We start from the raw sequence: 10343 nt of genomic DNA, 5'->3' as shown, positions 1-10343 counted from the left end.
CCTTGCGGGTTAAGCTATCTAGCGAGCCGACTATCTTATCATAATGATTGGGATTGTCAAGCTTTTTTATAATTTGTTTCATCAGGTTAGTCAGGTTATTTATATGTAATTACATATAAGCTTTCCTGCTTTGCCTTAATGAGGTGCGTATTATAGACGCTTTATTTATGAAGTCAAGAAGTTATTTTATTTAGTTTAAAGGCTTCTAATTAACTATCTAAATAGTCGCTCTGAACTCTTAAACTAATTGCTCCCTTAATTAATGATAAATCATTTTCTTAAGTAGCTTCCCTTCCGACTGGGACGCATTATACGCGCTTTGAGATGAGGGTCAAGGGGGTTTGGAGATTTAAATTAATATATATCCTAACCCCTTGATTACTTACGATTTAACGCTTCCACTTCAACTTTGCTCTTACATTTTACTTTTTAACGTAGTAAAAATACCTGATAGCGCATAAATGATACCAATGGCTAGAATACCTACAGGTATGTCATATAGCACGATGCTCATGACCAATACACCGATAATCAAGACTACAAACGGTACTTTCTTCTTGTCGAACTCTTTAAAGCTATAGTATTTAACGTTACTAACCATGAGCAAGCCGCAAATAACTACCCAAGCCGCGAATAAGAACATCACTAGTGTGTCGTATTCGCCTATCCACTGATTGTGATCGATGGCTACCATAACAGCTGCAGTGACCAGAATTGCAGCCAGTGGACTGGCTAAACCAACAAAGTATTTTTTGTCAACGATACCAACCTGCACGTTAAAGCGCGCCAAGCGAAATGCACCACAAGCCGTAAACACAAAAGCACAGGCCAGACCGACGCGACCCAGAGGTTGCAGCGCAAAACTATAAATCAAAATAGCTGGAGCCACACCAAATGCCAACATGTCAGCTAACGAGTCGTACTGCTCACCAAAGGGGCTTTGCGCATTAAGCATACGCGCAACCCGCCCATCTGCACCATCTAGGATGGCAGATAAGAAAATGGCTAGCGAGGCTTTATAAAACTCGCCTTGGGTACTGGCCAAAATCGAATAAAAACCGGATAGCAACGACAAGGTGGTAATCAGATTGGGCGCTAGATATACGCCGCGACTGACCACGCGCTTGCCTTCGGCAACTTCTGCTTCAATCACCTCAAAAGTCAGACCATCATAATTATCATTGTCCGCTAAGCGAATGTTAAATTCATGCTCATCAACAAAAGGCGGCGACGTTGCCGCATTGTCCTGTAACAGTGGCTCTTTTATCAAACCATCATTCAGATGCTCACTATTTGATTGACCTTTAGGTGGTTGCTCAGTAGTCATCTTAATATCCTCATTCGCCGACATTGCTATTCATTGACACCGCTATCTACTGACGTCACTATTCGCCGACTAGCCAGCGAACGTTGGTGGCACTATCAGGCGTTAGGTCTGGCGCATCAGCCACTTTTAGTACTGGCTGTAAGAAACGTAGAATTTCACGAGCATGGTTATCGAACTGCCACGGCGGATTAATAACCAGCATTCCCGTGCCATTAAGACCCACGGCGATATCATTTGGATAGATATTCAGCTCACAAACCAACTGACGTCTCATTTCAGTACGTTTTAACTTCTTATAGAACAGCTCTACCGCTTCGATATTTTTAATCGGAAACCACAACGCATAAGTACCCTGTGGCCACTTATTATAAGAGTGCACCAATAGATCAATCAGACGGGTAAAGTCTTTGTGTTCTTGCTCGTAGGGAGGGTCTAAGAATATCAGACCGCGACGTTCTTGTGGTGGAATAACCGCACGAATACCTTCAAAGGCGTCACGATGATGAATACCGATTGGCAATTTATGCAGCTGATAGTTCAGAGCATCGTACTCACTGGCTTTGGCTTCAAAGGCTTCACCGCGTACGCCCGCATCAGGGTTCTTTTCGACATGATGGGCGATCCACCACGGTGAGCCAGGATAGACTTTTTTGTCGTAAGTGAAACGGGCTTGCTTGATCCCTTCCATATACTCTTTGACAGCAGGTGGCGCTTTTTCGACATCGGCGTTTACTAACGCTTGGATGCCACCTTTAGCTTCCCCTGTTTTGCGAGCCTCTTCACTGGCAAGTGAATACAGGCCACGACCGCCATAAGCATCAAGCACATAAAAAGGTTTGTTTTTTTGCCCCAGTTGATTGAGCAATTGTACCAATAAAATGTGTTTAACCACATCAGCAAAGTTACCAGCGTGGTAGGCGTGTTTATAGTTCATAAGTTCAAAAGTTTAAATAAGAAAAATTGCATCTATGGTAGCATAGGCAGGGTAAAAGATAACGATGGTTTTGGTAAAAAGGCATTGATTGACGCTGTATTGCAAGCGAATTGACTGTTTACTGATAACGGCGAGACGAAATGACAAAGATTATTAGCAATCTTGAGGTGACACAGTTGGTGGTCGATAATCCTATTGGTCAGGATAATCCGCCCATGCTTTTTTTGCCGACTCTGGACAATGGCGCGAAGCCACCAAGTCAGCACGTCCTAAACATGTCGGACTTTGACGTCAATTGGTCAGACAAGCTAACAGATGCGCAGCTTGATAAGTTTGTAGATGACGGTTGGATAGTTATTGATGATATCTTTAAGGATAAAGCACTATTAGCATTGCAGGCAGAAAGTGGCTTTATCGACTACCGTGATGCCGAGCTGACGGCTGGTATTCGTGTGAGCAATATTCGTGGTGACCGCATTCGCTGGATCACCGAAAATTTCTTTGCAGGCTATTATTATTTGCAAAGTATCAATGCGCTTGCCGCCTTATTCAATCGCAGTTTGTTCGCCGGTATTCGCCATAGTGAAGCACATTACGCCTGTTATCCTGTAGGCTTTGGCTATCAATGGCATAGTGACAATCCGACTGGTCGTGATGAGCGCGTTATTTCAGCAGTATTTTATCTTAATGATGATTGGAGCGATAGTGATGGCGGCGCTCTAGAAGTCGTTGATAAACATGGCATTCATCATAATGTCATGCCAGTTGCCAATAGATTAATCATATTTGACAGTGACTTACAACACCAAGTACAAATCGCCCATCGTCAACGCTACTCTATCGCGACGTGGATGCGCCGAGATGGTTTGGTGCCGTTTGTTGAGGGCTAGAAAAAGTATTATTGACCACTTACTCCTAACTTATCAAAAACGGTTGTAGTTGTAAGCTAAATTTTTAATCCAATCTACGCGCATAAAAATATACGATTTGAAGTAAATTAATAATTTAACTAAAAATAAAAGGTTTATCCATGTCTGACGCCAATAAACAAACCCTTACCCATCAACAAGCGACCCTAGACTTAAGTATCGCCCTACTTGAGCGTCCATCCGTCACACCCGATGACGATGGCTGCCAAGATATACTATCGTCTCGACTAAAACAGGCCGGATTTGACTGTGAGTTTATGTATTTCGGTGATAGAAAGCAAAGCGGTGAGCATGCCGAGGTCAAAAACCTTTGGGCACGCCGTGGCACAGCCGATCCAGTCATTTGCTTTGCTGGTCATACCGATGTCGTACCAACCGGCGATATAAATAATTGGACCTATCCACCATTTAAGCCAACCATTGCTGATGGCTATCTATGGGCGCGCGGTGCCGCTGACATGAAAACGGGCATTGCCGCTTTTACTATCGCCGCTGAACGCTTCGTTGCCAATCATCCTGAGCACAATGGCTCTATCGCCTTTTTAATTACTTCAGATGAAGAAGGCCCGTCCATCAATGGTACAGTCAAAGTCATTGAAACCTTAGAAGCGCGTCAAGAGAAAATTACTTATTGCCTCGTTGGCGAGCCATCAAGCACTGATACGCTAGGCGATATTATCAAAAATGGTCGTCGTGGCTCATTGGGTGCAGTACTCACCGTCACTGGTAAGCAAGGCCATGTCGCCTATCCGCATCTGGCGTCCAATCCTATCCACGCCGCCATGTCAGCCTTAGCAGATTTGACAAACGCCACTTGGGATAACGGTAATGATTACTTCCCTGCAACTTCCTTGCAAATCTCGAACATCAATAGTGGTACAGGCGCCACCAACGTCATTCCAGAAACGCTTGATGCTGTTTTTAACTTTCGCTTTTCAACAGAAACTACCGAAGATGAGCTAAAAGCAAAGACCCATGCGATATTTGATAAATATTTTAAAGACAGCAAAGCCAGTTATGATATCCATTGGAAATTGTCTGGTCAGCCATTTTTGACCCCAGAAGGTAAGCTAGTGTCTGCTTGCCAGCGTGCGATTAAAGCAGTGACCGATGTTGACGCTACTCTATCAACCTCTGGTGGCACTTCTGACGGACGCTTTATCGCTCCGACTGGTGCGCAAGTCGTCGAATTGGGTGTACGTAATGCGACGATTCATCAGGTTGATGAAAAGGTAGAAGTAGATGACTTGGGTAAATTGGCGCAGATTTATGAGGGAATTTTGGAGAATTTGTTGTTAGGTGATGATTAATCTACAGGAAAGTGGTTATGAAAATTAATAAATCTCATTTACTTTTGGCACTCGTAAGTTTTGGTTTATTAGTCAGTGGTTGTGACAATATCGAAAAAATGCAGCCTGAAATATATGCAGAAAAGGTAGGTTCTAAAAAACTAACTGACCCAGATAACAGTAATGATCTCGATAAAGTGCCAACGCCGCAGAGCGAAGTCAACTTTTCAGCTAATTCTGCAGCTAAAACACAATGGTCTACATTCAATAGTGATGAACAAGTTAATGAGATAAAACGTATTGTCGTTAGTTACGGCGGTGAGTTACAAGGCTTAGGTTATAGTGATGCTAAAATCCTAGAAACTGCTGATATTTATGTCTCAAATGCTGATATATCAGACGCTAAACGCTTACAGTTGACTAAAACATTATCAAAGTTGGTAGGAGCACCTATCGTAATAAACATTTTAGACAGTAGGGTCATCGATGCGATGGGAAGCTTGGAAACTTTAGAGCTATCAGCAATTAACCAAGCTCAGGTAGCAGATTTTTCGATTTATAATGACGAACATGTTAACGAAGTTGCACGCATTGTAGAAATGCATGGCGCTAAATTGCAATCTGTCGGTTACTCAGGTGATTCAGAGCTTAGCCTCTCAATTAGCTACTATCCCAAAAAACTGACTAAGTCTGATTTTGAAAATTTAGAAAGAGAGTTAAAGCAGCTAACGGGTGTTAATGTCACCGTGTTTAAAAAGAGTGTGAGTATTAAGCCGCTTTGATGATTACATTTTTATGCTAATTGGTGGGTTACGATTGAGCTAACCCACCCTACATCGCATACAATATTGCGTGATAGAATTGCGACTCTACTCAATACCAATATAGAGATCTACCTGCCCATACTCTAAATTACCGCCAATATAATGCTCAAAATCGACCTTATAAGTGCGTGTATGCTCACAGCTTGGATTATTAAAGTACTCCCAAGCCTTTTCCCATGCATTCATCACAGTGTTAGGCATATTGCCTTTTTCTGAAAATACCAAGTATTTTCCGGCAGGAATACTCACTGTGACCACATCGCTCGCATTAGTCGTATCGTCACTGTCGGCTTTCCAACTCGCCACAACATCAAAAGCGCCCACTAAATCATCGCTCTCGTAGTTATGAAAGACGCCATAAATATCTTCACCTTCAGAAAGGCTTTTCATATGGTTCTGATAAAACTTTTGCCATAATCGACCCAATTTTGCCGTGTCATGGCTGATTTCAGCATTATTAGTGGTACGAGCACTGATGCCTTTGCAAACTATCGCGTCGGACAGCTCTTTAACTTGTGAAGTCATGATATCGCCTATGCTGTGTATTTATTCGATTTTTATTTGAGATAAAGTTAAAACTCTACTATCTAAAGCCATACTTAAATCACTTGCTTAACGTTGCAGCGTTCGTCTAATCCGCTTCATCAATCCAATTCATCTGAATGGCTTCTAAGATGCCTTCATTGGATTTTTTTGGATCATCATCAAAGCCTTCAAGCTCGGTCACCCAGCGATGCAAATCAGTAAAACGTATGTACTGTGGATCAGTCTCTGGGAATTTTTCGTAAAGCTCGATAGCGATATCTAAGCTGTCGGTCCATTTTAGTTTTTGCGGGATCATAGTGGCTCCTTAACTTTTATAATTTTAATAAAAAATGTGATCGAATTAACGGTTGATTTAATAGCCCCTATCCTATCAAAATTCGTCCTATGATTATAGGCAAGTTCGTTAAGCACTCTCTGTTACTTTCGACGACTCAGCAGATTTGGTAGACTTAATCGCCACTTGGTGCTTATTCCACGTCGTAATCACCTCGGTCATCCGCTCCCCTGTCATATCCAATACCTCAGGCGCACATTTCCCTTTTTTATTGGTCAATACAAACTTAGTCATACCAACGCCCATCAACTGGTTTTTTACAAAGAAACGCGTTTCAAAATAGACATATTTTTTATCCCAACCGACCAGCACGCTATTGACTGTCAATTTACTAAGGAATTTAATTTCTTTAAGATAGACCATCTCTTGCATAGCGATGACCCAAGCTAAATTATTAATACCTTTTTGATGACAGCATGCCATTAGCCAACGGGTAACGTTCAGCTCAATAAAAGACAAGTAGCGATAATTGGGTAAATGATCCCGAAAGCCCATGTCATGTGGCAATACTCGATAATGCCGAATCGTCGGTGCAGTCAAGGATTCAACACTCAGCCGCTCACTCACTGATTGCTGCTTGAGTTGCTGTTTTAGCAAACTGACCATAATAAAAAAGCGTATCAACATATTCATAAATAACCCTCTTAACTTTTATTTTGTACAAACCTATTTTGTATAAATGTACTTGGTATAAACAATGATTGAGTATAAATGCTGCCTACCTTAACGCAAAAAAAGCCACCTCAGTGACTTTTTTATTTGAAATCTTATATTTGAAAGCTCGTATTCAAAAACCGATTCTAGCGATTAATGAGCACCATTGATACTACGTACCATCTCTTCTACCATTTTCTTGGCATCACCAAAGATCATCATAGTTTTGTCCATGTAGAACAAGCTGTTATCAAGCCCTGCATAACCCGTGCTCATCGAACGTTTGATAACCATCACTGTTTGAGCTTTGGTCACTTCCAAGATGGGCATACCAAAGATAGGTGAGGTTGGATCCTCTTTTGCAGAAGGGTTGACCACGTCATTGGCACCGATGACCAAGACCACATCCGTACTGGCGAAGTCTGAGTTGATCTCATCCATCTCAAGGATGTCATCGTACGGCACATCCGCTTCAGCCAATAGCACGTTCATGTGCCCTGGCATACGACCAGCGACCGGATGAATCGCAAAGCGAACATTGACACCTTCTTCTTTTAATAGCTCATATAGCTCTTTTACCGCATTCTGTGCACGGCCTTGCGCCATACCATAACCCGGTACGATCACCACGTTGCTGGCATTGGCCATCAAGAAGCCAGCATCTTCTGCTGAACCAGCTTTATAATTCTTTGGTGCACCATCATCGCCACCTGCTGCCACAGCTGCCGTACCCATTCCACCGAACAATACGTTAAGTAATGAGCGGTTCATGGCTTTACACATGATATAAGACAAGATTGCACCTGACGAACCAACGAGCGAACCGGCGATAATGAGCATCGAGTTGCCAAGGGTAAAACCAATACCGGCCGCCGCCCAACCAGAGAACGAGTTCAGTAAAGACACAACGACTGGCATGTCGCCGCCACCGATTGGGGCAATCCACATCCAACCGAATACCACCGCCAGTACTGCCATCGCGTAGAAAGCAGGCAATGAATCAGTCATAAAGTAGACGATACCAAAGCCAATCATCGCAATGAACAAGATAGCTTGCACGGGTTTGACCCAACCGCCGACCAATGTTTTGGCCCAACTCTTCGCTGCCAATTTACCAAAGGCGAAGACAGACGCTGAGAAAGTAATCGCACCAATAAAGCAACCGATGAACAATTCTAAACGGGCAACCGTACCATGTTGTTGTTCAGTATGAAGTACCGTTGCTAGAGCAATGGCAACAGCTGCCAAACCAACGAATGAATGCATTAAAGCAACCGTTTCTGGCATCTGAGTCATTGCGACCGTTTTTGCCTTCCACATACCGACGATAGCACCTAACACCATGGCACCAACAATCAACCAAAGCACAGGGCCTTCCGCTAAGAAGAATGTCGTTGCAACGGCAATTGCCATGGCCACCATACCAAAACGGTTACCACGAATGGCGGTTTTTGGGCTAGATAGACCACGTAAGGTCAAGACAAAAAGAATGGCACCGATTAGATAAAACCAGTCAGCATTGGCTGCAATCATACTTGTTAAATCACTCATGCGTCGCCTCCGCTTTCAGTCGTTACCACTGGGGCTTTTTTTGCTTTGGGTTTAAACATTGCAAGCATACGCTCAGTCACGGCAAAACCACCAAATATGTTAATGCTGGCTAAAAATACGGCAAACGCACCTAGCAAACTGGTTGGGGTAAACATAGCGCCGTCAATATTGACAGTCTGTAGCATCGCACCAACGATGACAATACTAGATAAAGCATTGGTCACTGCCATTAATGGCGTGTGCAATGCAGGCGTGACGCCCCAAACGACGTAATATCCGACAAAAATAGCGAGCACAAATACGGTAAAAATCGCTACAAATGGTGTGCTACTCATGGCCGCACCGGCTGGCGCTGCAGCTAAAACAGTGGCAATCATCTAATCCTCCTAAAAATTTATTCGTGTCTGGCAAATGTATGGTGACAAATAGTGAAGTGACAGGCGGTTAAAACCTAGCGCTTAGCGAGGCGTACCTGACTCTCATGCGTCACTGCCAGTGCGCCCTGAATCTCATCTTCCATATCTAAGTTCAGTGCCAGTTTAGTTGCTGGAGCGTCATCTGTAGCGGCAGGAGCAATTAAGGTTGTGATAAAGTTAACAAGGTTATTGGCATATAAATCTGAAGACTGTGCTGCCAGTTGCGATGGGATGTTGGCCGCCCCAACAATACGCACGCCATTGGCCGTGGTGATGGTTTCATCAGGCACACTGCCTTCGACGTTGCCGCCCGTGCCAGCTGCCATATCGATCAGCACTGAACCGGCTTTCATTTTGGCAAGCGTGGCTCCGTGCACCAAGCGTGGTGCGTTACGACCAGGAATTTGCGCAGTCGTGATGACAATATCAGCATTGCTTAATGCTTTGTCAACCACTGCTGCTTGGTCTTTGACATATTGCTCCGATGGTGTCCAAGCATAACCACCTGTGGACTTAGCTGTCTCAGCTTCTTCTGCACTCATCGGCACATCAAGCCACTTACCACCTAATGACTCTACTTGCTCACGAGCAGTCGGACGTAAATCACTGGCTTCAACGACGGCGCCTAAACGCTTCGCCGTTGCAATGGCTTGCAAACCTGCAACACCGACACCTAAAATGACGACTTTGGCAGGTTTAACCGTACCGGCTGAGGTCATAAACATCGGGAACGGACGCGAATATTCGTTGGCAGCTAGTAGTACTGCTTTATAACCAGCAAGGTTGGCTTGTGAAGACAATACATCCATATTTTGTGCGCGCGACAAGGTGCGTGGTAATAGCTCCATGGCAAAGGTAGTAACGCCTTTAGCCGCATAAGTATCTAGCTGGCTATTACGATAGGGGTCGAGCATACCAACGACGATCTGACCCGTTGTTAGGCTCTCTGTCACCGCAGCAGGCAAGTCATTCACCGTGGTAATAATCTGAGACTGGGTGACTACCTCGGCGCTGCTATTGGCAATATCGGCACCAGCAGCCTGATACAACTCATCAGCATAATATGCTGCTTGACCTGCACCTGACTGTATGACGACTTCAAACCCAAGCTTACGCAATTTTTTGACCGCGTCTGGGGTTAGCGCTACGCGACTCTCGCTCGCGATATCTGCACTGATTACACCGATTTTCATACCGTCTCCTTACTTACGTCTTAATGACTACCTTTAATACCCTCAACGCACATTTAAAAAGCACAGGGGACAAAAAAACCTTTGGTCACTATTGGTTTAACATTAACCACCAAAGATTATCAATTTAATAAATGATAGCGAATTTGCCATCATGCCTTTTTATTATAGAGATAACGTCCGCTAACTTTCATTGCCTAATGATGACCCACAAGTAAAATAAAAAGTTAGGCATTTACACCATCTGCATAACTTTTATTGTTATATTAAAAAATTTTACTTTTTAAAGAACTCGTTAGACCTTATGATATATAGGCTGAGGGAACTAACTGCGACCTATAGAATACTT

The 10343-nt window shown here is 43.6% G+C and carries 11 protein-coding genes; 3 read left to right on the top strand and 8 right to left on the bottom strand.

The features are described 5' to 3' along the window. Positions 1 to 415: 415 nt before the first annotated feature. Together pssA and HQR03_RS13055 are read right to left on the bottom strand one after the other, a co-directional pair. The gene (gene pssA / locus HQR03_RS13060) at positions 416 to 1327 is read right to left on the bottom strand and encodes a CDP-diacylglycerol--serine O-phosphatidyltransferase (protein WP_244952039.1); all 912 of its coding nucleotides are present in this window, start codon (positions 1325 to 1327) and stop codon (positions 416 to 418) included. Between the two features lie 58 nt (positions 1328 to 1385). Continuing rightward, the gene (locus HQR03_RS13055; protein WP_173240430.1) at positions 1386 to 2261 is read right to left on the bottom strand and encodes a 23S rRNA (adenine(2030)-N(6))-methyltransferase RlmJ; all 876 of its coding nucleotides are present in this window, start codon (positions 2259 to 2261) and stop codon (positions 1386 to 1388) included. A gap of 140 nt (positions 2262 to 2401) precedes the next feature. Between HQR03_RS13055 and HQR03_RS13050 the strand changes: the two genes are divergently transcribed. From HQR03_RS13050 to HQR03_RS13040, 3 genes are all read left to right on the top strand, one after another. Beyond that, on the top strand, positions 2402 to 3151 hold the full coding sequence (locus HQR03_RS13050) for a 2OG-Fe(II) oxygenase (RefSeq protein ID WP_025652238.1): 750 nt from the start codon (positions 2402 to 2404) through the stop codon (positions 3149 to 3151). Positions 3152 to 3291: 140 nt separating this feature from the next. Then, positions 3292 to 4500 (top strand): succinyl-diaminopimelate desuccinylase, encoded by a 1209-nt coding sequence (dapE, locus tag HQR03_RS13045; RefSeq protein ID WP_173240429.1) that lies wholly within the window; start codon positions 3292 to 3294, stop codon positions 4498 to 4500. Positions 4501 to 4517: 17 nt separating this feature from the next. Then, entirely contained in the window at positions 4518 to 5261 is a 744-nt protein-coding gene (locus HQR03_RS13040) for a hypothetical protein (protein WP_173240428.1), read from the top strand. An 87-nt stretch (positions 5262 to 5348) separates the two neighbouring features. Here the strand turns inward: HQR03_RS13040 and HQR03_RS13035 are convergent, their stop codons facing one another. The 6 genes from HQR03_RS13035 to HQR03_RS13010 all read right to left on the bottom strand — a co-directional run bounded on the left by HQR03_RS13035 (position 5349) and on the right by HQR03_RS13010 (position 9997). Then, positions 5349 to 5828 (bottom strand): GyrI-like domain-containing protein, encoded by a 480-nt coding sequence (locus HQR03_RS13035; protein WP_025652235.1) that lies wholly within the window; start codon positions 5826 to 5828, stop codon positions 5349 to 5351. A gap of 106 nt (positions 5829 to 5934) precedes the next feature. Next, positions 5935 to 6144 carry a Fe-S cluster assembly protein IscX gene (iscX, locus tag HQR03_RS13030; RefSeq protein WP_101212069.1) on the bottom strand — a complete coding sequence of 70 codons (210 nt, stop codon included), beginning with the start codon at positions 6142 to 6144 and terminating at the stop codon, positions 5935 to 5937. A gap of 108 nt (positions 6145 to 6252) precedes the next feature. Further along, positions 6253 to 6816 carry an acyl-CoA thioesterase gene (locus HQR03_RS13025; protein ID WP_173240427.1) on the bottom strand — a complete coding sequence of 188 codons (564 nt, stop codon included), beginning with the start codon at positions 6814 to 6816 and terminating at the stop codon, positions 6253 to 6255. Positions 6817 to 6990: 174 nt separating this feature from the next. After that, complete coding sequence (locus tag HQR03_RS13020; protein WP_173240432.1) at positions 6991 to 8370, bottom strand: NAD(P)(+) transhydrogenase (Re/Si-specific) subunit beta; 1380 nt, start codon at positions 8368 to 8370, stop codon at positions 6991 to 6993. Between the two features lie 14 nt (positions 8371 to 8384). Then, on the bottom strand, positions 8385 to 8765 hold the full coding sequence (locus HQR03_RS13015; RefSeq protein WP_025652231.1) for a proton-translocating transhydrogenase family protein: 381 nt from the start codon (positions 8763 to 8765) through the stop codon (positions 8385 to 8387). 74 nt (positions 8766 to 8839) lie between these two features. Continuing rightward, the gene (locus HQR03_RS13010; protein ID WP_101212072.1) at positions 8840 to 9997 is read right to left on the bottom strand and encodes an NAD(P) transhydrogenase subunit alpha; all 1158 of its coding nucleotides are present in this window, start codon (positions 9995 to 9997) and stop codon (positions 8840 to 8842) included. Positions 9998 to 10343 lie beyond the last annotated feature (346 nt).

This window comes from Psychrobacter okhotskensis (assembly GCF_013248965.1).
GTDB classification, from domain to species: Bacteria; Pseudomonadota; Gammaproteobacteria; order Pseudomonadales; family Moraxellaceae; genus Psychrobacter; species Psychrobacter okhotskensis.
This window is presented reverse-complemented; position numbering and strand designations above follow the sequence as displayed.